Raw genomic sequence first — 24,178 nt, forward strand, 5'->3', positions numbered from 1 at the left:
CAATGGTCAGCACGCCCACCCGTGCCCCGGCTGCCAAGCAGCGGGGTGCCACCCGGCTTCCGCCGGCTTCGCGGACAGGCAAGGCCGCCGGGACCCGGCCGCCGTCGCCCCAGGCTACGGCAGGCGGGACTGCCCGGTCAGGGCATGTGCCTCCGCTGGCCAGGCTCCGCGGCGGCTACCGAAGCTTCTGGGCGAAGCTGGAAGGAACCGGAAAGTCACGCAACGGTTCCACCTACTACCTCATCCTGGGTTCCACCCTCGCGCTTACGGCCATCGGCATCATGATGGTTCTCTCCGCCTCCAGCGTCGAGGCCATTGCCGCCGGAGAGTCGCCGTACACGGCAGCCCTCAAACAGGGCATGTTCGCCGCCATCGGGGTGTTCCTGATGTTTGTGCTCTCGCGGGTTAACGTCGTCTGGCTTAAGCGCCTCGCCTGGCCGGGGATCGCCGGCGCCTATGTGCTCCTGGTCCTTGTGCTGCTCATCGGCACCAGCACCAACGGCAACCAGAACTGGATTGAATTCGGCGGCATCACCTTCCAGCCGTCAGAAGCGTCGAAACTGGCCCTTGCACTGTGGATGGCCACGGTGCTGGCCGTCAAGGCCAAACTGCTCCACCGCTGGCAGCATGTGGTGGTCCCGGTCCTTCCCATTGCCGCCGGCATCATCGGCCTCGTCCTGGCCGGAAATGACCTCGGCACCGGCATGATCATCATGATGATCATGGCCGCAGCCCTGTTCTTCGCCGGCGTCCCGATCTACATGTTCGGCATTGCGGCTCTGATTGCCGTGGCCGGTGCCGGGTTCATGGCTGTCACGAGCTCGAACCGGATGTGCCGGATTACCTCGTGGTGGACCGGAAATTCCTGCGGCGAAGGCATCGACGCCAACTATCAGTCAACCAACGGCCTGTACGGACTGGCCTCCGGGGGCTGGCTCGGGGTCGGCCTGGGGCAGAGCCGGCAGAAGTACAGCTGGATCCCGGAAGCCCATAACGACTTCATCTTCGCGATCATCGGCGAGGAACTCGGGCTGGTGGGCACCGTCGTCGTACTCATCCTCTTTGCCATCCTCGGTGCCGCAATCTACCGCGTCGTGGTGGCGCAGGAGGACCTGTTCCACCGTGTGCTGGCCGGAACCATCATGGTGTGGCTCCTGGGCCAGGCCACGGTCAACATGTCCGTGGTCACCGGGCTCGTCCCCGTCATCGGCGTGCCACTGCCGTTCATTTCCTATGGCGGTTCGGCGCTGCTGATGTCGCTGTGTGCCGTCGGCGTAGTGTTGTCGTTGGCCCGGGAACAGATGGCGCCCAGCGTCCAGCCCAAACGGCTGCTCAAGTTCCGCACCAAGGGCGCGCGCCCACACACCTCACGAAAGCGTAAATAGCACTTAATGAATGCCGAGTCTTTGTCAGTAGTCCTTGCCGGCGGCGGAACAGCGGGCCACATCAGTCCGCTGCTGGCCATTGCGGCCGCGTTGCGTGACGCGCGTCCGGACGTGCGACTCCTGGCCGTGGGAACGCCCAGCGGGATGGAAACCAGGCTGGTCCCTGCAGCCGGCCTCGAGCTGGCCACCATCGACCGCGTGCCCTTCCCGCGCAGGCCCTCGCTGGACCTGCTGCGGCTCCCCGGACGGCTGGCGGGCGCGGTCAAACAGGCCGGAAAAATCCTCGACGACGCCCATGCGGACGTTTTGGTCGGCGTTGGCGGCTACGTCTGCACACCGCTCTACCTCGCGGCCTGGCGCCGCCGGATTCCCGTCGTCATTCATGAGGCCAACACGCGGGCCGGCCTGGCCAACAAGGTGGGCGCCCGGTTCAGCCATCACGTCGGCGTAGCCTTCGCCGGCACGAAACTCCGCGGGGCGCGCCACGTCGGCATGCCGATGCGCAAGGAAGTATCCGGGCTGGACCGTGCCGGCTCCCGGCAGGCCGCACGTGACCTGCTGGGGCTCGACCAGGACAAGCCCGCGCTCATCGTCACAGGCGGCTCGTCCGGTGCGCAGAGCATCAACCGGACCATCGCAGCGTCCGTGGAAGCACTGGCCAAGGCCGGCATCCAGACACTCCACATCACCGGCAAGGGCAAGGCGGTCCTTGACGGCGACGGCAAGCCCCTCGCCGCGGACGGCTACCGGCAAGTGGAGTACGTCGACAGCATGGAGAACATCTACGCGGCCGCCGACCTGCTGGTGGGGCGCGCAGGAGCAGCCACCGTCTGCGAAACCGCGGCCGTAGGTGTCCCGGCGGTGTTCGTCCCGCTCCCGATCGGCAACGGCGAGCAGGCCCTCAACGCCGCCGGGCCGGTAGCGGCGGGAGGGGCGCTGGTGATCGACGACGAATCATTCACGCCCGCATGGGTCAGCAGTGAAATCATCCCCTTGCTGTCGGATCCCGCCCGCCTGGCGAGGATGGCAGCCAGCGCCGAAGCCCTCGGCATCCGAAACGCAGACCAGCGCATGGCTGGCCTTGTCCTGGAAGCGGTAAGCAAATGACCACGCCCACAGCAGCAACGGGCACGCAGAGCCTTGAATCCCTGGGCCGCGTGCACTTCATCGGCGTGGGCGGCGTGGGCATGTCCGCCGTGGCCCGGATCATGGTGGCCCGCGGGGTCCCCGTGACCGGCTCCGACGCCAAGGACCTGCCCGTCATGGCGGACCTCGCCGCCGCCGGCGCGGGCATCCATGTGGGGTATGCCGCGGGCAACCTGGGTGCGGCGCAGTCCGTGGTGGCGGGCTCCGCCATCCGCGCGGACAATCCGGAACTCCTGGCCGCGCGTGACGCCGGGCTGCCTGTGCTGCACCGGTCCGAGGCACTGGCGGCGACCATGGCAGGCGACCGCGTGGTCACGGTGGCCGGAACACACGGGAAGTCAACCACGACGTCGATGATCACCGTGCTGCTGCAGGGCGCCGGCCTGGACCCCACGTTTGCAATCGGCGCCAACGTCCCGGCACTGGGGGTCAACGCGGCCAGCGGCACGTCGGACATCTTCGTTGCCGAGGCCGACGAATCCGACGGATCGTTCCTCAACTACCGTCCGCACATTGCCGTTGTCACCAACGTGGAACCGGACCACCTCGACTACTACGGCACCGCCGAGGCCGTCTACGAGTCGTTTGACCGCTTCACCGAACTGCTCCCGCCCGACGGCGTCCTGGTGGCCTGCGCCGATGACCCCGGCGCCCGCGCACTGGCGGAGCGAACAACGGAACGGGGCAACACCCGGGTGGTCACCTACGGCACTGCCGAAGATTCGCAGCTGAGGCTGCACGACGGCGGACCGGGCGACGTGTGGGTATCCACCCCCGCGGGAAAGTTTGCGCTGGAGCTCCAGGTTCCCGGCCGCCACAACGCCCTCAATGCTGCCGCGGCATTCGCCGTGGCACTCGAGCTGGGCGTCGACCCCGGCCCCGCCTCCGGTGCCCTGGCCCATTTCTCGGGAGCCTCGCGGCGCTTCGAATTCAAAGGCGAGGGACGGGGTGTCCGGGTCTACGATGACTACGCCCACCACCCCACGGAAGTCCGGGCGGCACTCGCTGCGGCACGATCCGTCGCCGGGAACCACAAGGTTCATGTACTCTTCCAGCCGCACCTGTTTTCCCGCACACGCGAGTTTGCTGCCGAGTTTGCCGAGGCGCTCAACGCTGCAGACACCGCTCTGGTGCTGGACATCTATCCTGCCCGCGAGGATCCCATTCCCGGGGTCAGCAGCCAGCTGATCGGTGACCGCCTCTCCGGGGGCGGCCGGCTCGTAGCTGCCGACGAGGCAGTCCGCGCCGTCGTGGCCAACGCTGCGCCCGGGGACATTGTGCTCACCGCCGGTGCCGGCGACGTCACCGCCTACGGCCCGCTGATCGTGGCGGCACTAGCGGCAGAGGCGCCGGATGCCTAGCACGCGCCGGCCCACGTACAAGACGGGGGCACCCCCGGGCAAAGGCAAGGCCGAACCGGGAAACGGCCGCGCGGACGTGATTTCCGCGTCCAAGCCCGCGCCCGCGGCGGAAGGCGCATCAACTCCCGACCGCGCCACGGACAATGTGCTGTCGTTCCCGGAGCCCAAGGGCAGGCGGATCCGGCGGAACATCATCCTGGCGGTGTGCATCGTCGCTGCACTGGTGGCCGGCCTGCTGGCGGCCGCCGTCTATTCGCCGGTGTTCGCCGTGCAGACGGTGTCCGTGGACGGAACCAAAATGCTCACGCCGCAGCAGGTCCAGGACGCCCTCGGGCCGCTGCGCGGCAAGCCGCTGCCGCAGGTTCATGACGACGAAGTGAAGCAGTTGCTGCAACCGCTCGTGCAGGTCAGGGACGTGACCACGGAAGCGCGGCCGCCGTCGGTCTTGGTGGTCCACATCCATGAACGCACCCCGGTGGCCCTGGTGAAACAGGGGGAGGTGTTCCAGCTTGTTGATGTTGACGGCGTGCAGCTCGGCACCACCCAGGATCCGGACAGCATCCTGCTACCGGTGATCGACGGCGGGGCAGGGGTGATCGGCAAGGATCTTTTCAAGGCCATCACCGCGGTGCTGGCCGCGCTGCCTGCCGACGTCCTCGCCAGGCTGTCCGATGCGTCGGCGAAATCCGTTGACGCCGTCGAACTCAAACTTGTGGACGGACAGACCATTGTCTGGGGCAACGCGGGGGAGAAGGAACTCAAAGCCAAGGTGCTCGAAGCCCTGCTGAAGGCGCCGGCCAACCCCAAGAATCCCGTCCAGGTCTACGATGTCAGCGTGCCGCGGCATCCCGTGACACGATAGTGGACGGCCTCCCCGCGCAAGCAGCGGGACAGGCATTCACCTGCGCTCTGAGACCGGCGGGCCGGCAGCCGTCATCCACGGCGATTTCCGCTCTATTTCGCGGGTATTCCAACGACACGCGGATCAGGTCATTGAATGTCTCAGGCATAGGAAATAGCGTCACAGCATGAGTTACTTGACATAACTATAACCTTCAAGTCGAAGGTTAAGGTTGGAACTTTCAAGCACGACTCCATCAGTTTTCGCAATAGGACACGAACAAGGGACACGTAACGTGGCAGCTCCGCAGAATTACTTGGCCGTCATCAAGGTCGTCGGCATCGGCGGCGGTGGCGTGAACGCAGTCAACCGCATGATCGAAGTCGGTCTCCGCGGTGTCGAATTCATCGCAATCAACACCGATGCCCAGGCTCTGCTCATGAGCGACGCCGACGTCAAACTTGACGTCGGCCGCGAGCTGACGCGTGGTCTCGGAGCCGGTGCAAACCCGGAGGTCGGCAAGCAGGCGGCCGAGGACCACGCCGACGAGATCGAAGAGGTCATCCGTGGCGCGGACATGGTCTTCGTGACCGCCGGCGAAGGTGGCGGCACGGGTACCGGCGGCGCACCGGTCGTGGCCCGCATTGCCCGTTCGCTCGGCGCGCTCACCATCGGCGTTGTCACCCGCCCGTTCACCTTCGAGGGCCGCCGTCGTGCAGGTTCCGCCGAGGCGGGCATCGACGCCCTCCGCGACGAAGTCGACACCCTGATCGTCATCCCCAACGACCGGCTCCTGTCCATCAGCGACCGCAATGTCTCGGTCCTGGACGCCTTCCGCTCCGCCGACCAGGTCCTGTTGTCCGGTGTCCAGGGCATCACCGACCTGATCACCACCCCGGGCCTGATCAACCTCGACTTCGCAGACGTCAAGTCCGTGATGCAGGGCGCGGGTTCCGCGCTGATGGGCATCGGCTCGGCACGTGGAGAGGACCGTGCCGTCAAGGCCGCGGAACTCGCCATCGCTTCACCCCTGCTGGAGGCTTCGATCGACGGCGCCCACGGTGTCCTGCTGTCCATCCAGGGCGGCTCCGACCTCGGACTCTTCGAAATCAACGAAGCTGCCCGCCTGGTCCAGGAAGTGGCGCACCCCGAAGCCAACATCATCTTCGGTGCCGTCATCGACGACGCCCTCGGTGACGAGGCCCGCGTTACGGTCATCGCGGCTGGCTTCGACGACGTCAAAGCCACCTCGCCGTCCATGGACCAGTCGCAGCCGCAGGCTGCCCCGCAGCGCCCTGCTGCGCCCGCCGCTGCTCCTGCCCCCTCGCAGGCGCCGTCGCAGCACGTTCAGCCCGTACACGCCGGCATCGGAGCTTCGGGTCTCAGCAACTGGGGTCAGCAGCGTCCCTCTGCCGTCCCCGCCGACTCAGGCTTCGACGTCGACCTTCCCTCGGTAGTGGAGCCGGACCTTTCCGGCAGCCGCTCGGACGACCTGGATGTCCCGGACTTCCTGAAGTAGGCACTTCCGGAAGCAGGCATTGGCAGGACGTTTTATCAGCTCGTCAGTTAGCGGTGTTTTGATTGTTTTGGTGGCGAACCGAAGTCCGGCCCGGCGTCTGGGTGGCATTCACTGACGCCGGGGCCGGAAACCTCGCCCTCCACGTGGGGGACGATCCGGTTGAAGTGCGCCGCCGGCGTGAACTCGTTGAGGCCGAAGCAGGCCTGGCGGCGGGCGGCTTCCAGTACATGAACCAGGTGCACGGCAATACCGTCGCCTTTATCGGAGACAGCGACGGCGACGGCGAGGCGGCCTGCCCGGCCGCGCCGACCGCTGATGCGATGGTGTCTTCCGGTCGTCCGCTTGCCGTCATGGTGGCGGACTGCGTCCCGGTCGTCCTTGCCGGGACAACATCGGGGGGACAGCCGGTCCTGGCAGTTGCCCATGCGGGCCGTCCGGGTGTTGCCAGCGGTGTCCTGCCGGCAACGGTGGAGCGAATGCGCGCCGAGGGGGCCGAAGACATCCGGGCCTGGATCGGCCCGTCAATCTGCGGATCCTGCTACGAAGTGCCGGAAGGCATGCGGGACGACGTCGCCGCGGCCGTTCCTGCCACCTGGACCACAACTTCCTGGGGCACCCCCGGCCTGGACCTGCCGGCCGGGGCGCGCAGCCAGCTGGAAGCCTGCGGGGTCGTCGTGGAGTATTCCGGACCCTGCACCCTCGAAAACGACAATCTGTTCTCCTACCGCGGGAACCCGGCCGCCGGCCGGTTCGCCGGATTGGTGTGGACCGGTGAGTGAACCCCGGGAGGTAACAGCCGCCGACGACCCCCGACTGCTCCAGATCCAGGGCCGCCTGGCCGCGGTCCGGGGGAGGATTGCCGCCGCCGCGGAAGCCGCCGGCCGGCAGGACAACCCGCCGAAGCTGATCGTCGTGACCAAATTTCACCCTGCCGACGACGTCCGCAGGCTGGCTGCCCTGGGAGTCACCGACGTCGGTGAGAACAGGGACCAGGAAGCGTCAGAGAAAGCCTCCGCCCTCGGCGAACTCGGACTGCGCTGGCATTTTGTGGGGCAGCTGCAGAGCAACAAGGCCAAGTCGGTGGTCCGGTATGCCCATGCGATCCATTCCGTGGACCGGCCGCAGCTGGCAGCCGCCCTTGCCCGGTCCGTGGCCGCCGAGCAGGACCGGACCGGCCGGGGTCCACTCGAGTGCTTCATCCAGGTCAGCCTCGACGAAGACGCCGGAAGCCACCGGGGCGGCGCCAGCCGCTTGGAGGTGCCGGGCCTGGCCGACCAGTTGGCGGGGTCGCCGGGGATTGTACTGGCAGGCCTGATGGCAGTGGCTCCGCTGGGTTCGGATCCGGAGGCGGCGTTCGCCAAACTGGCCGAAATTTCGGCGCATCTGCTCAGGGACCACCCCTCGGCTTCGGGGATTTCCGCGGGCATGAGCCAGGATCTGGAATCCGCCGTCAGGGCGGGTGCGACACACCTGAGAATAGGCTCGGATATATTGGGTTCGCGTCCTGCGTTGCGGTAGCGTCAAAGTATTGGAAGAGAATGGCGGGGATTCCAATACTGTCAAGTCAACTCAGCGGCCCGCTTACGGACACGATTAGGAGTCGACCATGGCTGGCGCTCTGCGCAAGACAATGATCTATCTTGGGCTCGCCGATGGCGATGAACACTACGAGTCTGAGCACCACACACCGCACAAAGACGAGGACGATTCAATGGAGCATGACCGCGAGGAACGCCGGGCGCCGGCGCCCGTCCGCGAGGTCGCCCGCGAAACGCCGACTCCACACGCCGCCGAAGAGGAATATCGCGCACCTGTGACACCTATCAAGCGCGCGGCCTCGAGCCGCGAAGAGACCACCGGACTCCGCCAGATCACCACGATCCACCCGCGGTCCTACAACGATGCCAAGCTGATCGGCGAAAGCTTCCGTGACGGCATCCCTGTGATCATGAACGTCACGGACATGGGCGAAGCCGATGCCAAGCGCCTGGTCGACTTCTCCGCCGGCCTGGTGTTCGGCCTCCGCGGCAGCATCGAACGGGTCACGAACAAGGTGTTCCTGCTCTCGCCGTCGTACATCGAGGTCATCGGCGATGACAAAAAGGTCAGCGAGACCCAGGCCAGCTTCTTCAACCAGAGCTAGCTCCGGAGCCGAACGGATGCCAGGCAGGACACCTGTCTGGCATCCGTGCTGAAATAGATAAGAATGGCAACAGGAGACTGCGGGATCCGGAATGAACATGGAGATATGAGTTAACTCATGGGAATTGTTTTCGGACTTATCTATATCGCTTTATTATTCGTTTTTGTGGCATTAATCATCCGGCTGGTCTACGACTGGGTGCAGATGTTTGCCCGTGAGTGGCGGCCCCGGGGTGCGGCACTGGTGGCGGCCCACACTGTCTACTCCGTCACAGATCCGCCGCTGAAGGTGCTGAGGCGCCTCATTCCACCCTTGCGCCTGGGCGGGATTTCGCTGGATCTCGGATTTTTGCTGTTCTTCATAGCCATCAGCGTGGCTATGGCAATCGTGAGGAATCTCGCGTAATTTTCATTACAGCTTGCGGCGCAGTAGCAGGACGGGAAACCGCCATCCACGGCATCGCGTAGAATCTCCGGTTTGACACCTCAGTGTTGAATTAGAGGAACCAGACCATATTTAGGTACCGTAGTTTTGACGGCCGGAAGGCCTACTGACTAACTAGACCAACGAGGTGACCAGATGGCTTTGACGCCAGAAGACGTTGTCAACAAGCGCTTTCAGCCGACCAAGTTCCGCGAAGGCTACGACCAGGACGAAGTTGACGACTTCCTGGACGAAATCGTCGTCGAACTGCGCCGCCTGAACCAAGAGAACGACGAGCTTCGCAAGAAGCTTGCCGAGAGCGGCTCAGGCACGCCCGCCAGCTCCGCAGTAGCGGCGCCGGTGGTGGAGAAGGTCCCCGCCCCGGTCAAGGCCGAAAAGGACGAAGCCCGGGCCAAGGCGGAAGCCGAAGCCAAGGCCGCCGCCGAAGCCAAGAAGAAGGCGCCCGAGCCGGCAGCGGCCCTTGCCCCGGTTGCCGCTCCGGCCCCTTCCGCGGTCAACCCGACCGCGGAGTCCGCCGCCGGCCTCCTGGCCATGGCGCAGCAGATGCACGACAAGCACGTCGCCGACGGTCAGCAGCAGAAGGACAAGATCATCGCCGAAGCGCAGATCGAAGCCAGCAGCCTGGTCAACGACGCGCAGGAGAAGTCCCGCAAGATCCTCGGCGCCCTGGAACAGCAGCGGTCCGTCCTGGAGCGCAAGGTGGAACAGCTGCGCGGCTTCGAGCGCGACTACCGCTCACGTCTGAAGGCATACATCGAAGGTCAGCTCCGCGACCTGGATGCCCGCGGTTCCGTGGCTGCGCCCGAGGTTGGCGACGGCAGCCCCGCCGTTTAGCAAGTATTCTGAAAGCCGGTGGCTGAGGACTCCTCGGCCGCCGGCTTTTGCCATTAACCGCTACCGGCGCTGCCGGCAGCGGGCACCAGCAGTTTCCCTCCAGTCCCGGGACTGGCTCTTGAATGAAAGCTTTATGACTGACGAAACAGCACCTGCCGCAGCGCAGCCAGCAACGACGCAAGCCCGGCCGCGAAAGGCGGTCCTGCTGACGCTCTTCGCCGGCTTCGCTGTTTTCGCCTACGTCTTCGACCAGCTCACCAAGCTGTGGGTCACCTCCACGATGGTGGAGGGGGAGCGCATCCCGGTGCTGCCCCCGCTGCTGCACTGGTACTACATCAGGAACTCCGGGGCAGCATTTTCCATCGGCGAGAATGTCACCTGGGTTTTCACGATCATCATGGCCGGCGTCTCCGTTGCCATTCTTTTCCAGCTTCGGAAACTTGGTTCCGCCTGGTGGTCCCTGGCGCTGGGCCTGCTACTTGGCGGTGCCCTGGGCAACCTCACGGACCGGCTGTTCCGGGAGCCGTCCTTCGCCATGGGCCACGTGGTGGACTTCATCCAGCTGCCCAATTTTGCGATCTTCAATATCGCCGATTCCGCTGTTGTCTCGGCCGTCGTGATCATCTGCCTGCTGACGCTTCGTGGTATTTCGCTGGACGGTTCACGGGTCCAGAAGCCGGCGGAGGGCACCGATGCCTGAGAAACTCACCGTTCCCGAAGAGCTGGCCGGCACCCGCGTCGATGCGGGCCTCGCCAAGCTGATGGGCATATCCCGGTCCCAGGCGGCCACCCTGATCGCCGAGGGCAACGTCAGCTCCGCAGGCAAAGCAGTGGGCAAGTCCCTGAAGCTGGCCTCCGGCACCGTGCTGGAAGTCGTTGTCCCGGAACGGCGGGACCCCCTGGAAGTCGTGGAGGAAGTTGTGGAAGGCCTGAAGGTACTGCTGGACGATGAGGACTTCGTCGTCATCGACAAGCCGGTGGGTGTGGCCGCCCACCCGTCCCCGGGCTGGGTGGGACCCACGGTGGTGGGGGGACTGGCCGGTCTCGGTTACCGGATTTCGACGTCGGGAGCACCCGAGCGGGCGGGCATCGTGCACCGCCTCGACGTCGGCACGTCAGGTGCCATGGTGGTGGCCAAGTCCGAACGCGCCTATACGGCGCTCAAACGCGCCTTCAAGGAGCGCACAGTGGACAAGGTGTACCACGCAGTGGTCCAGGGACTGCCGGATCCCCTGGCGGGCACGATCGATGCACCGATCGGCCGCCACCCCGGCCATGACTGGCGCTTTGCCGTCATCGAGGACGGACGGGAATCCGTGACCCACTACGAGGTCCTGGAGGCCTTCGGTAAGGCGTCGCTCGTGGAAGTGCACTTGGAAACCGGCCGCACCCACCAGATCCGCGTCCACTTTTCGGCCCTGCGCCACCCCTGCGCCGGTGACCTGACCTACGGAGCCGATCCGCGGCTTGCCGCAACCCTGGGACTGACCCGGCAGTGGCTCCACGCCCGGCAGCTCGGGTTCGACAGCCCCAGGACCGGAGAGCGCGTGACAGTCACCAGTGAGTACCCGCAGGATCTTGCGTATGCGCTGGAAGTTCTGGCCTCCGGGGACGCCTGAGCCGGAACTGTCCCTGCCCGGCACTAGAATGGTCCGGTGACTTCCAGCAATGACTCGTTTGTCCATCTCCACAACCACACCGAGTACTCGATGCTGGACGGCGCCGCCCGGCTCGGTGAACTCTTCGATGAAACCGAGCGGCTGGGCATGCCCGCGCTGGCCACCACCGACCACGGCTACCTCTTCGGCGCCTTCGATTTCTGGAAGCGGGCCACGGACAAGGGCATCAGGCCGATTATCGGCGTCGAAGCCTATGTGACTCCCGGGACCGCCCGCGGGGACAAGAGCCGCGTCCGCTGGGGCGAGGAAAGCCAGCGCAAGGACGACGTCTCGGGCGGTGGCTCGTACACGCACATGACGCTGCTGAGCTACAACAACGTGGGCATGCGGAACCTGTTCCGGGCCTCGTCGATCGCCTCACTGGATTCGGTCTTCGGCAAATGGCCCCGACTGGACCGCGAGCTGCTGAACACCTACTCCGAAGGGCTCATCGCCACCACCGGCTGCCCGTCGGGTGAGGTCCAGACCCGCCTGCGGCTCGGCCAGTACCGCGAAGCGCTGGAGGCTGCTGCAGAGTTCCGCGACATCTTCGGCGCGGAGAACTACTTCTGTGAGCTCATGGACCACGGCCTGGATATCGAGCGTCGCGTCACGGGCGACCTTCTGCGCCTGGCCAAGGAGCTGAACCTGCCGCTGGTGGCCACCAACGACCTGCACTACACGCACGAGCACGATGCGAAGGCGCATGAGGCCCTGCTGGCCATCCAGTCCGGATCCACCCTGCTGGAGCCGACCTACGACAACGGCGGTTCCCGCTTTGCCTTCTCCGGCAGCGGCTACTACCTGAAGTCACCGCAGGAAATGCGCGAACTCTTCCGCGACCACCCCGATGCGTGCGACAACACGCTGCTGATCGCAGAGCGCTGTGAAGTCTCGTTCAACACTGGGGCCAACTACATGCCCCGGTTCCCTTGCCCGGAGGGGGAGGACGAGACGTCCTGGCTGGTCAAGGAAGTGGACAAGGGACTCCAGTACCGCTATCCGAAGGGCATCCCGGACAAGGTCCGCAAGCAGGCCGACTATGAGCTGGAAGTCATCACCTCCATGGGCTTCCCGGGCTACTTCCTCGTGGTGGCAGACTTCATCAACTGGGCCAAGAACAACGGCATCCGCGTGGGTCCCGGGCGTGGCTCGGGTGCAGGTTCCATGGTGGCCTACGCCATGCGCATCACCGACCTGGACCCGCTGCACCACGGCCTGATCTTCGAGCGCTTCCTGAACCCGGACCGCGTTTCCATGCCTGACTTCGACGTCGACTTCGATGACCGGCGCCGCTCCGAAGTAATCGACTACGTCACGCGCAAGTACGGCGACGAACGCGTGGCCATGATCGTCACGTACGGCACCATCAAGACCAAGCAGGCCCTGAAGGACTCTTCGCGCGTGCTGGGCTACCCCTTCAGCATGGGCGAGACGCTGACCAAGGCGCTGCCGCCGGCCGTGATGGCCAAGGACATTCCGCTGGCCGACATTCAGAACAAGGAAGCAAAGCGCTACGGCGAAGCCGGTGACTTCCGCCAGCTGATCAGCACCGACCCGGAGGCCGCCAAGGTCTTCGAAACGGCGCTGGGCATCGAAGGCCTGAAACGGCAGTGGGGCGTGCACGCCGCCGGCGTCATCATGTCCTCGGACCCCATCATCGACGTGATTCCGATCATGCGCCGCTTCCAGGACGGCCAGGTCATTACGCAGTTCGACTATCCGACGTCCGAAGGCCTCGGCCTGATCAAGATGGACTTCCTCGGCCTGCGGAACCTGACGATCATTTCGGACGCCCTGGAAAACATCAAGATGAACCGCGGCATCGATCTGGACCTCGAAACCCTGGAACTCGACGACACCGCGTCCTACGAGCTGCTGGCCCGGGGAGACACCCTGGGCGTGTTCCAGCTCGACGGCGGCCCCATGCGTTCGCTGCTCAAGCTGATGAAGCCCGACAACTTCGAAGACATCTCCGCGGTGCTGGCCCTGTACCGGCCCGGTCCTATGGGCGCCAACGCCCACACCGACTACGCGCTGCGCAAGAACAAGATCCAGGAAGTCATCCCGATCCACCCCGAGCTGGAAGAGCCGCTCTCCGAAATCCTCGGCGGCACCTACGGGCTGATCGTGTACCAGGAGCAGGTTATGGCCGTGGCGCAGAAGCTCGCCGGCTACACCCTGGGCCAGGCCGACATCCTGCGCCGCGCCATGGGCAAGAAGAAGAAGTCCGAGCTGGACAAGCAGTTCGCCGGCTTCTCCCAGGGCATGCAGGACAACGGCTATTCCATGGCCGCGGTCAAGACCCTCTGGGACATCCTGCTCCCGTTCTCCGACTACGCCTTCAACAAGGCGCACTCGGCCGCCTACGGCGTGATCTCTTATTGGACCGCGTACCTGAAGGCGCACTATGCGCCGGAATATATGGCTGCGCTGCTGACCTCGGTGGGCGACGACAAGGACAAATCGGCGATCTACCTGAACGAATGCCGGCGTATGGGCATTACGGTGCTGCCGCCCGACGTCAACGAGTCAGCCCTGAACTTCACCCCTGTGGGCAACGACATCCGCTTCGGCATGGGCGCGATCCGCAACGTCGGCGTGAACGCCGTCGAAGCCATGGTGGCGGCGCGGGAAAAGGAAGGCGCGTACACGTCCTTCAAGGACTACCTCATGAAGGTCCCGGCGGTGGTGTGCAACAAACGCACCATTGAATCTCTGATCAAGGCGGGGGCGTTCGACTCCCTGAACCACCACCGGCGCGCGCTTGCCATGATCCATGAAGAAGCGATCGACTCCGTCATCACCCTCAAGCGCAACGAAGCGATCGGGCAGTTCGACCTTTTCGCCGGTTTCGACGAGGCCGAATCCGAAGCGTCCCTGAGCATCGAAATCCCGGACCTTCCCGAGTGGGAGAAAAAGGACAAGCTCTCCTTCGAACGCGACATGCTGGGCCTCTATGTCTCGGACCACCCGCTGCAAGGCCTCGAAGGGCTGCTGAGCCAGCACGCCGACCAGTCCATCACCTCGGTCATCGCCGAGGACGGCCCGCACGACGGCGCCATCATCACCATTGCGGGCATGATCACCTCCCTGAGCCGGCGGATCGCGAAAGCCAGCGGCAACGCCTATGCCCGCGCGGAAATCGAGGACCTGGGTGGCTCAATCGAGGTCATGTTCTTCGGCCAGGTGTACGGCCCCATCGCGTCCGTGCTGGCCGAAGACCTGGTCGTGGTGGTCAAGGGCCGGCTGCAGCGCCGCGACGACGGCGCAGTCGCCCTGAACTGCATGGAGCTGTCCGTCCCGGACCTCAGCGAGGGCCTGAACGGGCCGCTGGTGATCACCATGCAGACGCACAAGGCCACAGAGGCTGTGGTGACCGAGCTTGGCGACGTACTGCGGACCCACCGCGGCAATTCGGAAGTCAGGCTGCACCTGCAAGGCGACACAAGGGTGGAAGTGATGGCGCTTCCGGTGCACCTGAGGGTCAACCCGAGTCCATCACTGTTCGGCGACCTCAAGGTGCTCCTCGGGCCCACCTGCCTGGACAGCTAGTTGCCCGGGCAGCCACTGCGCCTGGACATCCGGTGACCCCGGCCCCGGCACAGGGCCCGGCCCCGGCCGCGGGCGTCGCGGTGATTTCCGGTGCGGGCCGGGGCTTCGGCGCCGCCCTGGCGGCGGTCCTTGCCGCGGAAGGATGGACGGTCTACGGCATTGTCCGGCCGGGCTCCGCGGCAAAAACCGGGACCGACGGCAGGGTGCGGTTCCTGGAATGGGACATCGCGCAACCCTGCCCGGACGGCGTGGCGGGGGTTCTCGCCGGGGCCAGCATCGACGTCGTCGTCAACAACGCCGCAGTGGGCAGCAACCAAAGGACACTGGCGGCAGTAGACCCCGATTCCCTCGCGCACCTCCTCGACAATAACGTCGCGGGCGCCGTCAGGGTGACCCGGGCGTCGCTGGCCGGGCTGCTCCGCCCGGGCGCAGGCGGCCGCCGGCCCTTCGTCGTCAACGTGTCGTCCCGGCTGGGATCCGCAGCGCTGCAGGCGAACGGTGAATTCGCCGGCTTCGGGACGAGCTACGGCTACCGGCTCAGCAAGGCCGCCCTCAACATGCTCACGCTGAGCCTGCATGAGGAGTTCGGCGCGGTCTTGGACGTATGGTCCGTGCATCCGGGAGCCCTGGCCACCGGGATGGGACGAAGCGGAGCCTCGAAGGAGCCTGCGACGGCGGCCAGCGAGCTGCTGCGGGAGCTTTCCGAACCGGGTGGTACCAGTCCGCGGTTCTTCGAACTCGGATCGTCCGCGCCGCTGCCCTGGTAGGGCGCTAGATTTCGTAGTCGAGCGGGACGGGCTGGCTGTAGGCGCCGGAGTGGTACAGCAGGGGAGAACCGTCCTCGCCCACCTGTCCTTCCACGACTTCCACCACAACCACCGCGTTGTTCTCGAAGGAGAGACGCATCTGGATCTTGCCGATCAGCCATCCAGCGACGTCTTTGAGGACGGGCACATCGTGCGGTCCGAGTTCCCAATGGTCTCCCTCAAACCGGTTTTTGGTCCGTGCGAAGCGGTCCGCCAGTTCCTGGTTCTCCAGGCCAAGCATGTGCACACCGATGTGCGTGGTGTTGGCAATGGCCGGCCACGAACTGGAGCTGCGGGCCATGTTAAAGGTAAAGCGCGGCGGCTGAGCGGACAGCGAGGCCACTGACGTGGCCGTGAATCCGTACGGGACGCCGTTGTAGTTCACTGTGATAATTGCCACGCCGGCCGCATGCCGGCGGAACATCTCCTTGAACGTGCCTTCGAAGGCTGCGTTATCTGAGGTCACTGTGATCTAACTCCCTGCTGAAACTAATCCGGTTTGTCCTGCATGCCAGCGTATGGGTGCCCCGGTGCCGTCCGTGACTTGGTTACCTGCCGCGTCATTTGTTGAACGGCGGTGAACGTTTGTTAATGTTTGTTTCATGAAACAGCCATCAGGCACCGGCCCGGCTCCGCAAAATCCGAGCCATCCCGGGGACGCCGGACTCCCTCCCGCCTATGGTGAACTTTACCGCGGTGACGGGGGTTCGTGGCGCGTGCCGGCAGTCATTGCCGCTGCCGGGATCCCCGTCGGACTTGCGTGGTGGCTGCTGGCGCCCGGCGGCCTGAACCTGCTCTCCGGCGACCCCTCGTTGGCCACCGGAACGAATGCGGAAGGCTGGCTTCCCCGGGACCTTGTGCTGGCTGGCCTGTTCCTGTTGGCAGGCTGCGTCACCGGCTTCCTCCTCGACGGAAAACGAACCGGAGCCCCTGCGCCACGGACCGTACTGCTCGCCGTGATCGGCGGTGCGCTAGGCGCCGTCATCGCCTGGCAGGCAGGGGTGCTGGCGGGGCAGTGGTGGGGCCCGGCTGAAGATACCGCCCCGAACGCCAGCATTGCCTTCTCGCTCCGGTCCTTCGCCGTCCTGGCCATCTGGCCGGCAGCGGTGGCCATTTCCGTCTTTGTGGCCAACCTGCTCAGCCTCCTGGGCAAACCACGTAAAATGGGCGGGTGACTATTTCTCCGGACAGCCCCGCCCAGATCACCGCGCCGGCCGTCAGCTACCGCACCATTGACCTGCGCGGCCAGAGGCTCTCCCTGGCCGAACTCCGGGCGGCTGTTCCCCGGGCCCGGCACCAGACCATGGCGGACGCCGAACAGAAGGTCACCGACATCATCACGGCGGTCCGTTCCCGGGGCTTCGCCGCGCTGAGCGAGTACGCACAGGCGTTCGACGGCGTCGAGCAGGCACACCCGCGGGTGCCGGGCGCTGCGTTGCAGGAGGCGCTGGAGAAACTGGACCCCGCAGTGCGGGCAGCCCTGGAAGAATCCATCAGCCGCGCACGGAAGTTCGCTGACCGCCAGCGGCCGGCAAACGTCGACGTCGAACTCGGCGAGGGCGCAGTCGTGAGCCAGAACTGGGTGCCGGTTGGCCGCGTCGGGCTGTACGTTCCCGGCGGACTGGCTGTTTATCCTTCGTCGGTCATCATGAACGTCGTCCCCGCACTGGCGGCAGGGGTGGAATCCATCGCCCTGGCCTCGCCTCCCCAGAAAGACTTCGGCGGACTCCCGCACCCCACCATCCTGGCCGCCGCGGCGCTGCTGGGCATCGACGAGGTGTACGCCATCGGCGGTGCCCAGGCCATCGCGGCCTTTGCATACGGTGTCCCCGCGGAAGACCCGGCGGCAGCCCTGGATCCGGTGGACGTTGTCACCGGGCCGGGCAACATTTTTGTGGCAACGGCCAAACGGCTGGTCAAAGGCGTTGTGGGCATCGATTCCGAGGCGGGCACCACGGAGATCGCCATCCTTGCCGATGGCAGCGCCCGCCCGTCGCTGGTGGCGGCCGACCTCATCAGCCAGGCCGAACACGATCCGAAGGCGGCGTCGGTCCTCATCACGGATTCCGAAGAGCTCGCTGCGGCCGTCCGGGCCGAGCTTGACGTGCAGGCTGCCCTGACAAAACACTCTGACCGGGTGCGGGAAGCCCTGTCCGGGCCGCAGTCCGGCGTGGTGCTGGTGGACGGCCTGGACCAGGGAATCGCGGCCTGCGATGCCTACGCCGCGGAACACCTGGAGATCATGACGGCGGACGCCCCGGCTGTCGCTGCGCGCATCCGCAACGCGGGGGCAATCTTCGTGGGGGATTACAGCCCGGTCAGCCTGGGGGATTACTGCGCAGGGTCAAACCACGTGCTGCCGACGAGCGGCACGGCAGCCTTCTCTTCCGGCCTCAACGTCACCACGTTCCTTCGTGCCATCCAGGTGGTCAACTACAGCAAGCCTGCCCTGGAACGGGTCAGCGGGCACATCGTCAGCCTCGCAGGGGCAGAGGACCTGCCGGCCCACGGCGAGGCCGTGACGGCGCGGTTCACCGGCGATGCCTAACCACTACATGTAGTAATTACAGGCTTGTGATTCGGCTACATGTAGTCGTAAACTGATGTGGAAGAATATTCCGGCCAAAATGTTTTCCGGCCAGGGAAGGAAGCAACGTGTATTGCCCGTTTTGCCGCAACCCTGATTCCCGCGTGGTGGACAGCCGGATGGCCGATGACGGCTCCGCGATCCGCCGCCGCCGTCAGTGTCCTGAATGCGGCCGCCGCTTCACGACAGTGGAAACCACCAGCCTCACGGTGATCAAGCGCTCCGGCGTCGGCGAACCTTTCAGCCGCAGCAAAGTGATCAACGGGGTGCGGAAAGCATGCCAGGGCAGGCCTGTGACCGAAGACGACCTTGCCATGCTGGCGCAGGAGGTCGAGGAAACGATCCGCGCGTCCGGCGCTGCGGAAATCGACGCCCATGAAGTGGGCCTCGCCATCCTTAGCCCGCTGCAGAAGCTGGACGAAGTCGCCTATCTCCGCTTCGCGAGCGTGTACCAGGCATTCGAGTCCCTTGAGGATTTTGAGACCGCCATTGCCATCCTTCGCCATGAAGCGGAAGTCGAAGCCAAAGCGGCCAAGGGCAAGAGCTCCGAGAAGAGCCCCCTCTAGACTCCGGTGGTGGCAGCGGAGGGGAAGCCGAAGCCACCACCGGCACCACGTGCTGTACCAGGGACCTGCCGGCGCCGCTGTTGCGGAGCCGGCAGGTCCGCCTATTTGGCCAGTTTGTGCGTCAGCGCAACCTCGATCGCGGCGCCCACGATGCCGGCGTCGTTCTTGAGCTCGGCCGGGACGATCTTTGTGCGCAGCTTCATGTGCGGCAGGTATTCGTCGGCGCGCTTGGAGATTCCACCACCGACGATGAACAGCTCAGGGGAGAAGAGGAACTCAACGTGCGAGAAATAGCGCTGGAGTAGCACGCTGTACTCGGTCCAGCTGAGGCCGTCGCGTTCGCGGGCCACGGCGGAAGCCTTGCTCTCGGCGTCGTAGCCGTCGATTTCCAAGTGCCCGAGTTCGGCGTTCGGGACCAGCTTGCCGTTGAAGATGAAGGCCGAACCAATGCCGGTCCCCAGTGTGATCACGAGGACCGTGCCGGAGACGCCCTCACCGGCGCCGTAGCGGGCTTCGGCGAGCCCGGCGGCGTCGGCGTCGTTAATGACCTCCACGGGGCGCCCCAGGCGTTTGGTCAGCAGGGCGTCAATATCCGTGTTGAGCCAGGACTTGTCGACGTTGGCTGCGGAATGGACCACACCATGCTGGATGATGCCGGGGAACGTCACTCCGATGGGCGAATCGGGAGCCGGCGCATCCGGCCGTGCGTCGAGCTCGGCGACCACCGCGGCCACTGTTTCGGCGACCGACTCGGGCGTCGCCGGCTGTGGGGTGGGAACGCGGAAGCGGTCGCCTACGAGTTTGCCCTTCTTGAGGTCGACAATGCCGCCCTTGATTCCGGTGCCGCCGATATCAATACCGATCAGCGGTGCGTTCTTGGTTGACTTGTCGTCCTTCTTGGCCAATGTGATTCCGTTCGTGGCTGTGGGCGGGAAAGGGTTAACTGGGCAAATGTGCCTGCCGGCGGCGCCGGGCGGGGCAATCAGGGCAGGGTGAGGACTTCTGCGCCTGATTCGGTGACGAGCAGGGTGTGCTCGAACTGGGCGGTGCGCTTGCGGTCGCGCGTCACCACGGTCCAGTCGTCGGCCCACATGTCCCACTCCACCGTACCGAGCGTCAGCATCGGTTCAATAGTAAAGACCATGCCGGCTTCCATGACCGTGTTGTAGGCGGGGGCGGCATCGTAGTGCGGAATGATCAGGCCGGTGTGGAATGCTTCGCCGACACCGTGGCCGGTGAAATCCCGGACAACGCCGTAGCCGAAGCGCTTGGCGTAGGACTGGATGGCGCGGCCGATGACGTTGATTTCACGTCCGGGGGCCACCGCCTTGATGGCACGGTTGAGGGATTCCCTGGTCCGTTCCACCAGGAGCCGGGACTCTTCATCCACGTCGCCTACAAGGAACGTGAAATTGGTGTCGCCGTGGACCCCTCCGATGAAGGCGGTGATGTCGATGTTCAGGATGTCGCCGTCCTGGACCACCGTGCTGTCCGGTATTCCGTGGCAGATCACCTCGTTCAGCGACGAACACAACGACTTGGGGAAGCCCCGGTAGCCAAGAGTCGACGGATAAGCATGGTGGTCGACCAGGAACTCATGGCCGATCTTGTCCAGCTGGTCGGTCGTTACGCCGGGTTCGATGTGCTTGCCGACCTCGACGATTGCCTGGGCCGCGATCCGGCTGGCGATCCTGATCTTCTCGACGGTCTCGGCAGACTTCACCTCTGAGCCCGTGAACTTCTCCGGACCCGGTTTGCCCACATACTCAGGGCGGGGGATAGACGCCGGGACGGGCAGCTGCGGGCTGATGGTTCCGGGGACCAGTGTGCCGGTGGGTGCAGTCGAGGCAAGAGAAGGCATAGATTGATCATATAAGCAGGCGTAGAAGCCCATGTAACGGAAAGCCGGATCGGAACACGATGTAGCCCTACGTTACGTGGATCACTTTCGGCGGGCGTGGAGCCTGCATAATGCGAGGAGCAACGATGACCGAGTACTGGTACAACGTCAAAACCCACGAGGTGGAGGAAGACGCCATGTCCGATTGGACGCAGCTGATCGGGCCCTACAAAACGCGCGAGGAAGCAGAGCACGCGCTCGAGAAGGTCAAGACGCGCAATGAAGCATGGGAAAAGGGCGACGAGGACTGACCGTCTGCGAGAGTTAGTACACTTCCGAGTACCGGACCGGCCGGTACCGCAACGAGGAGAGTCATGGCCGAAATCAAGCCAGAATACACAGGAGAGTGGCGGTTCGACCCGACGCATACGCGCATCGGCTTCTCCACCCGCCATGCAATGGTCACCAAGGTCCGCGGAGCTTTCAACGATCTCGAAGGCTCGATCACCGTCGACGCGCAGAACGTTGACCGCTCAAAGGTGGCGCTGACTCTCAAGGTAGCGAGTATTGACACCCGCAACGCCGACCGCGACCAGCACCTGCGGACCAACGATTTCTTTGACGCTCCCCGGTTCCCCGAGATCACGTTCCTGAGCAACCGCGTGGATCAGGTTGACGAGGGCCACTTCATTGTCAGCGGAGACGTCACCATCCGGGGCGTCACCAAGGAGATTTCGATCCCGATCGACTTCATCGGCGTCGAGCGGGACCCGATGGGCAACCTTCGGGCCGGCTTCGAAGGTTCCCGTCGCATCGACCGCCAGGATTTCGGGCTCAAATGGAACACGGCCCTGGACTCCGGCGGCGTGCTCGTGTCGGACAAGATCACCCTGGAGTTTGAAGTGTCCGCCATCAAAGTCGGTGACGGCGCCACACCGGCCGCCGAATAGGGGAAATCCCGGCCCCGCAGCTTTGTTAGAACGAATGCTCGGGGCCGGGGAACTGGCCCGTCCGCACGTCCTCGCCATACGCCTTGGCCGCGTTGCCCAGCGACGTGCGCAGGTCAGCATACTGCTTGACGAACTTGGCCATCTTCCCGCCTCGAAGCCCCGCCATGTCCTGCCAGACCAGGACCTGGCCCGTGGTCGTGTTTCCGGCGCCGATGCCGACGGTAGGAACCGAAATGGCAGCATCGACGGCCGCTGCGGTGGCGGCGGGAACCATTTCCATCAGGACGCTGAAGGCGCCGGCGTCGGCGAGGGCGACAGCGTCGTCGATCAGCCGCTGCGCGTCATCGCCGCGGCCCTGGACCCGGTAGCCGCCCAACGAGTGCTCGCTCTGGGGGGTGAAACCGATGTGCGCCATGACCGGAATACCGGCCTGGACCATGGCCCGGACGGTGTCCGCGTAAAACTTGCCGCCTTCAATCTTGACGGCATGGGCGAGGCCTTCCTTCAGGAAGCGGACGCCGGTGGCTACGGCCTGCTGAGCCGAAACTTCGTAGCTTCCGAACGGAAGGTCCGCGACCACCAGGGCCCGCTTGGCCGACCGGGCCACGGCGCGGCACAGCGGAAGCAGCTCGTCCACAGTGACCGGGAGGCTGGTTTCGTTGCCGAAGACGTTGTTGGATGCGGAGTCGCCGACAAGGAGCACTTCAATGCCCGCTTCGTCAAAGATCTCGGCAGTGTACTGTTCGTAGGCTGTGAGCATCGCAAAGTGCTCACCTTTTTCCTTGGCCTGCTGCAGGTGGTGGATCCGGATCCGGGCCGCGGGCTTCCTGACGGTGTCCGACGGCGTTGCGGCCGGCCCCGCGGGACCGTTGCCGTAGGGAGCAGGTACTTCTGCGGACATGCTGGAATCGGAGCTGTTGCTTGTGGCCATGGCTAGAGCGTAATGCGGTACTGCGCGTCCTAGCTACCGGGCGCCGGGCCGTAGCCGGTGAATCGCGTCACAAACGCAGCGCCCGGGCCCGGTCGCGGCGCCGCCGCCGGGCGCCGCGGGCCGGTGTGCGTGTTAACGCTGTGTTACGCGGACCTCCGGCTCCAACATTCCGCGCGAATGCTTAGTAAAGTGAATCGTGAGCTGCCGCCGGCTCTAGCGAATACAGACCCGGGGCATCAATACGTTGATCCGGAGAAGAGGCCATTATGGACCGCCAGCAAGAGTTTGTCCTGCGGACAATCGAAGAGCGCGACGTACGGTTTGTGCGTCTGTGGTTCACGGACGTCGTGGGTTCACTCAAGTCTGTTGCGCTTGCCCCCGCTGAAGTTGAAGGCGCCTTCGAAGAGGGCCTTGGCTTCGACGGCTCCGCGATCGAGGGCCTGGCCCGGGTGTTCGAATCGGACATGCTGGCACAGCCGGACCCGTCGACGTTCCAGATCCTGCCGTGGCGCGGTGAGACCGAACAGACCTCGCGCATGTACTGCGACATCCTGACCCCCGACGGCGAGCCCTCCGCAGCGGACCCGCGCAACGTCCTGAAGCGCACCCTGGCCAAGGCCGCCGACATGGGCTTCACCTGCTACACGCATCCCGAAATCGAGTTCTACCTGCTGAAGTCGCAGGAGCCCGGCCCGGACGGTTCACCCGTCCCCGTTGACGAGGGCGGCTACTTCGACCACGTCCCCGGCGGCGTTGCGCAGGACTTCCGGCGCACCGCGGTCACCATGCTGGAATCCGTGGGCATCTCGGTGGAGTTCAGCCACCACGAGGCCGGTCCCGGTCAGAACGAGATCGACCTTCGCTACGCGGACGCCCTGCAGACTGCGGACAACATCATGACCTTCCGCACCGTCATCAAGGAAGTGGCCCTGCAGCAGGGCACCTACGCCACCTTCATGCCCAAGCCGTTCACGGCGCACCCGGGCTCGGGCATGCACACCCACTTCTCGCTCTTCGAAGGCGACACCAACGCGTTCTACGAAGCCGGCGCGGAATTCCAGCTGTCCAAGACGGCCAAACAGTTCATTGCGGGCATCCTCAAGCACGCGCCCGAGTTCACCGCCGTGACCAACCAGTTCGTGAACTCCTACAAGCGCCTGTGGGGCGGCGGCGAAGCCCCCAGCTACCTGAGCTGGGGCCACAACAACCGTTCCGCCCTGGTGCGAGTTCCGCTGTACAAGCCCGGCAAGGGGCAGTCCGCACGCATCGAGTACCGGGGCATCGACTCCGCGGCCAACCCTTACCTGGCATACGCCGTCCTGCTCGGCGCCGGCCTCAAGGGCATCGAAGAGGGCTACGAGATTCCGGCTGCCGCCGAGGACGACATCTGGTCGCTGAGCTCGGCCGAACGCCGCGCCATGGGCCACGATCCGCTCCCCGCGAGCCTGCACGATGCCATCAGGGCCATGGAGGATTCCGAGCTTATGCCGCAGATCCTCGGGGAACAGGTCTTCGAGTACTTCCTGCGCAACAAGCGCGCAGAATGGCAGGACTACCGCCTCCAGGTGACGCCCTACGAGCTGCAGCGAAACCTCGGCATTCTGTAGGAGGC

General features: G+C 65.1%; 24 protein-coding genes. 20 read left to right on the forward strand and 4 right to left on the reverse strand.

The features are described 5' to 3' along the window. Window positions 1-2 precede the first annotated feature (2 nt). The 14 genes from ftsW (at window position 3) to BS38_RS25360 (ending at window position 15,653) form a co-directional block, all read left to right on the forward strand. On the forward strand, window positions 3-1,385 hold the full coding sequence (gene ftsW / locus BS38_RS0116025; RefSeq protein ID WP_028271734.1) for a putative lipid II flippase FtsW: 1,383 nt from the start codon (window positions 3-5) through the stop codon (window positions 1,383-1,385). A 6-nt stretch (window positions 1,386-1,391) separates the two neighbouring features. Further along, window positions 1,392-2,492, forward strand: coding sequence for an undecaprenyldiphospho-muramoylpentapeptide beta-N-acetylglucosaminyltransferase (gene murG / locus BS38_RS0116030; RefSeq protein ID WP_028271735.1), 1,101 nt, complete (start codon window positions 1,392-1,394; stop codon window positions 2,490-2,492). After that, a complete protein-coding gene (gene murC / locus BS38_RS0116035; RefSeq protein ID WP_028271736.1) occupies window positions 2,489-3,892 on the forward strand; it encodes a UDP-N-acetylmuramate--L-alanine ligase in 1,404 nt (467 codons plus the stop codon). The genes murG and murC overlap by 4 nt, the downstream gene beginning before the upstream one ends. Next, the gene (locus BS38_RS0116040) at window positions 3,885-4,754 is read left to right on the forward strand and encodes an FtsQ-type POTRA domain-containing protein (RefSeq protein WP_028271737.1); all 870 of its coding nucleotides are present in this window, start codon (window positions 3,885-3,887) and stop codon (window positions 4,752-4,754) included. The genes murC and BS38_RS0116040 overlap by 8 nt, the downstream gene beginning before the upstream one ends. Window positions 4,755-5,028: 274 nt before the next feature. After that, window positions 5,029-6,252 (forward strand): cell division protein FtsZ, encoded by a 1,224-nt coding sequence (gene ftsZ / locus BS38_RS0116045; RefSeq protein WP_028271738.1) that lies wholly within the window; start codon window positions 5,029-5,031, stop codon window positions 6,250-6,252. 62 nt (window positions 6,253-6,314) lie between these two features. Next, entirely contained in the window at window positions 6,315-7,031 is a 717-nt protein-coding gene (locus tag BS38_RS0116050; protein WP_028271739.1) for a polyphenol oxidase family protein, read from the forward strand. Further along, window positions 7,024-7,770, forward strand: coding sequence for a YggS family pyridoxal phosphate-dependent enzyme (locus BS38_RS0116055; RefSeq protein WP_028271740.1), 747 nt, complete (start codon window positions 7,024-7,026; stop codon window positions 7,768-7,770). The genes BS38_RS0116050 and BS38_RS0116055 overlap by 8 nt, the downstream gene beginning before the upstream one ends. Before the next feature lie 88 nt (window positions 7,771-7,858). Then, on the forward strand, window positions 7,859-8,395 hold the full coding sequence (locus tag BS38_RS0116060) for a cell division protein SepF (protein WP_028271741.1): 537 nt from the start codon (window positions 7,859-7,861) through the stop codon (window positions 8,393-8,395). A gap of 117 nt (window positions 8,396-8,512) precedes the next feature. Further along, window positions 8,513-8,800 (forward strand): YggT family protein, encoded by a 288-nt coding sequence (locus tag BS38_RS0116065; RefSeq protein ID WP_028271742.1) that lies wholly within the window; start codon window positions 8,513-8,515, stop codon window positions 8,798-8,800. A gap of 174 nt (window positions 8,801-8,974) precedes the next feature. Further along, window positions 8,975-9,673 carry a DivIVA domain-containing protein gene (locus tag BS38_RS0116070; RefSeq protein ID WP_028271743.1) on the forward strand — a complete coding sequence of 233 codons (699 nt, stop codon included), beginning with the start codon at window positions 8,975-8,977 and terminating at the stop codon, window positions 9,671-9,673. A gap of 133 nt (window positions 9,674-9,806) precedes the next feature. Further along, window positions 9,807-10,373 (forward strand): signal peptidase II, encoded by a 567-nt coding sequence (gene lspA, locus BS38_RS0116075; RefSeq protein ID WP_028271744.1) that lies wholly within the window; start codon window positions 9,807-9,809, stop codon window positions 10,371-10,373. Further along, window positions 10,366-11,292, forward strand: coding sequence for an RluA family pseudouridine synthase (locus tag BS38_RS0116080; protein WP_028271745.1), 927 nt, complete (start codon window positions 10,366-10,368; stop codon window positions 11,290-11,292). Before lspA ends, BS38_RS0116080 begins: the two co-directional genes overlap by 8 nt. 36 nt (window positions 11,293-11,328) lie before the next feature. Next, a complete protein-coding gene (dnaE, locus tag BS38_RS0116085; RefSeq protein WP_028271746.1) occupies window positions 11,329-14,886 on the forward strand; it encodes a DNA polymerase III subunit alpha in 3,558 nt (1,185 codons plus the stop codon). 32 nt (window positions 14,887-14,918) lie between these two features. Continuing rightward, entirely contained in the window at window positions 14,919-15,653 is a 735-nt protein-coding gene (locus BS38_RS25360; protein WP_051628963.1) for an SDR family NAD(P)-dependent oxidoreductase, read from the forward strand. A gap of 4 nt (window positions 15,654-15,657) precedes the next feature. Here the strand turns inward: BS38_RS25360 and BS38_RS0116095 are convergent, their stop codons facing one another. After that, window positions 15,658-16,116: a flavin reductase family protein gene (locus tag BS38_RS0116095; protein ID WP_442853349.1), complete on the reverse strand. Its 459-nt coding sequence runs from the start codon at window positions 16,114-16,116 to the stop codon at window positions 15,658-15,660. Between the two features lie 178 nt (window positions 16,117-16,294). Here BS38_RS0116095 and BS38_RS0116100 point away from each other — a divergent pair, with 178 nt between their 5' ends. The 3 genes from BS38_RS0116100 to nrdR all read left to right on the forward strand — a co-directional run bounded on the left by BS38_RS0116100 (window position 16,295) and on the right by nrdR (window position 18,845). Further along, window positions 16,295-16,867 carry a hypothetical protein gene (locus tag BS38_RS0116100; RefSeq protein WP_028271748.1) on the forward strand — a complete coding sequence of 191 codons (573 nt, stop codon included), beginning with the start codon at window positions 16,295-16,297 and terminating at the stop codon, window positions 16,865-16,867. Further along, entirely contained in the window at window positions 16,864-18,240 is a 1,377-nt protein-coding gene (hisD, locus tag BS38_RS0116105; protein ID WP_028271749.1) for a histidinol dehydrogenase, read from the forward strand. Before BS38_RS0116100 ends, hisD begins: the two co-directional genes overlap by 4 nt. A 107-nt stretch (window positions 18,241-18,347) precedes the next feature. Beyond that, on the forward strand, window positions 18,348-18,845 hold the full coding sequence (gene nrdR / locus BS38_RS0116110; protein ID WP_028271750.1) for a transcriptional regulator NrdR: 498 nt from the start codon (window positions 18,348-18,350) through the stop codon (window positions 18,843-18,845). Window positions 18,846-18,946: 101 nt separating this feature from the next. On the opposite strand, the gene ppgK is transcribed toward nrdR, so the two are convergent. After that, the gene (ppgK, locus tag BS38_RS0116115; protein WP_028271751.1) at window positions 18,947-19,750 is read right to left on the reverse strand and encodes a polyphosphate--glucose phosphotransferase; all 804 of its coding nucleotides are present in this window, start codon (window positions 19,748-19,750) and stop codon (window positions 18,947-18,949) included. A gap of 77 nt (window positions 19,751-19,827) precedes the next feature. Then, window positions 19,828-20,706 (reverse strand): type I methionyl aminopeptidase, encoded by an 879-nt coding sequence (gene map / locus BS38_RS0116120; RefSeq protein ID WP_028271752.1) that lies wholly within the window; start codon window positions 20,704-20,706, stop codon window positions 19,828-19,830. A gap of 125 nt (window positions 20,707-20,831) precedes the next feature. On the opposite strand from map, the gene BS38_RS27145 reads away from it, so the two are divergent. Next, entirely contained in the window at window positions 20,832-20,996 is a 165-nt protein-coding gene (locus BS38_RS27145; protein ID WP_156037148.1) for an SPOR domain-containing protein, read from the forward strand. Between the two features lie 63 nt (window positions 20,997-21,059). Beyond that, the gene (locus tag BS38_RS0116130; protein ID WP_028271753.1) at window positions 21,060-21,635 is read left to right on the forward strand and encodes a YceI family protein; all 576 of its coding nucleotides are present in this window, start codon (window positions 21,060-21,062) and stop codon (window positions 21,633-21,635) included. 25 nt (window positions 21,636-21,660) lie between these two features. Here the strand turns inward: BS38_RS0116130 and panB are convergent, their stop codons facing one another. Next, window positions 21,661-22,566, reverse strand: a complete 906-nt coding sequence (panB, locus tag BS38_RS0116135) for a 3-methyl-2-oxobutanoate hydroxymethyltransferase (RefSeq protein WP_028271754.1) — start codon at window positions 22,564-22,566, stop codon at window positions 21,661-21,663. A gap of 266 nt (window positions 22,567-22,832) precedes the next feature. Here panB and glnA point away from each other — a divergent pair, with 266 nt between their 5' ends. Beyond that, entirely contained in the window at window positions 22,833-24,173 is a 1,341-nt protein-coding gene (glnA, locus tag BS38_RS0116140; protein WP_011691452.1) for a type I glutamate--ammonia ligase, read from the forward strand. Window positions 24,174-24,178: the final 5 nt, after the last annotated feature.

The sequence above is a fragment of the Arthrobacter sp. UNC362MFTsu5.1 genome (assembly GCF_000685965.1).
Taxonomy (GTDB): Bacteria; Actinomycetota; Actinomycetes; order Actinomycetales; family Micrococcaceae; genus Arthrobacter.

Bases quoted from the DNA above. Each gene is read 5' to 3' on its own strand.
- ftsW (WP_028271734.1), top strand. From the start codon at position 3: ATGGTCAGCACGCCCACCCGTGCCCCGGCTGCCAAGCAGCGGGGTGCC.
- murG (WP_028271735.1), top strand. From the start codon at position 1,392: ATGAATGCCGAGTCTTTGTCAGTAGTCCTTGCCGGCGGCGGAACAGCG.
- murC (WP_028271736.1), top strand. From the start codon at position 2,489: ATGACCACGCCCACAGCAGCAACGGGCACGCAGAGCCTTGAATCCCTG.
- BS38_RS0116040 (WP_028271737.1), top strand. From the start codon at position 3,885: ATGCCTAGCACGCGCCGGCCCACGTACAAGACGGGGGCACCCCCGGGC.
- BS38_RS0116060 (WP_028271741.1), top strand. From the start codon at position 7,859: ATGGCTGGCGCTCTGCGCAAGACAATGATCTATCTTGGGCTCGCCGAT.
- BS38_RS0116065 (WP_028271742.1), top strand. From the start codon at position 8,513: ATGGGAATTGTTTTCGGACTTATCTATATCGCTTTATTATTCGTTTTT.
- BS38_RS0116070 (WP_028271743.1), top strand. From the start codon at position 8,975: ATGGCTTTGACGCCAGAAGACGTTGTCAACAAGCGCTTTCAGCCGACC.
- lspA (WP_028271744.1), top strand. From the start codon at position 9,807: ATGACTGACGAAACAGCACCTGCCGCAGCGCAGCCAGCAACGACGCAA.
- BS38_RS0116080 (WP_028271745.1), top strand. From the start codon at position 10,366: ATGCCTGAGAAACTCACCGTTCCCGAAGAGCTGGCCGGCACCCGCGTC.
- BS38_RS0116095 (WP_442853349.1), bottom strand. From the start codon at position 16,116: ATGTTCCGCCGGCATGCGGCCGGCGTGGCAATTATCACAGTGAACTAC.
- BS38_RS0116100 (WP_028271748.1), top strand. From the start codon at position 16,295: ATGAAACAGCCATCAGGCACCGGCCCGGCTCCGCAAAATCCGAGCCAT.
- map (WP_028271752.1), bottom strand. From the start codon at position 20,706: ATGCCTTCTCTTGCCTCGACTGCACCCACCGGCACACTGGTCCCCGGA.
- BS38_RS27145 (WP_156037148.1), top strand. From the start codon at position 20,832: ATGACCGAGTACTGGTACAACGTCAAAACCCACGAGGTGGAGGAAGAC.
- BS38_RS0116130 (WP_028271753.1), top strand. From the start codon at position 21,060: ATGGCCGAAATCAAGCCAGAATACACAGGAGAGTGGCGGTTCGACCCG.
- panB (WP_028271754.1), bottom strand. From the start codon at position 22,566: ATGGCCACAAGCAACAGCTCCGATTCCAGCATGTCCGCAGAAGTACCT.
- glnA (WP_011691452.1), top strand. From the start codon at position 22,833: ATGGACCGCCAGCAAGAGTTTGTCCTGCGGACAATCGAAGAGCGCGAC.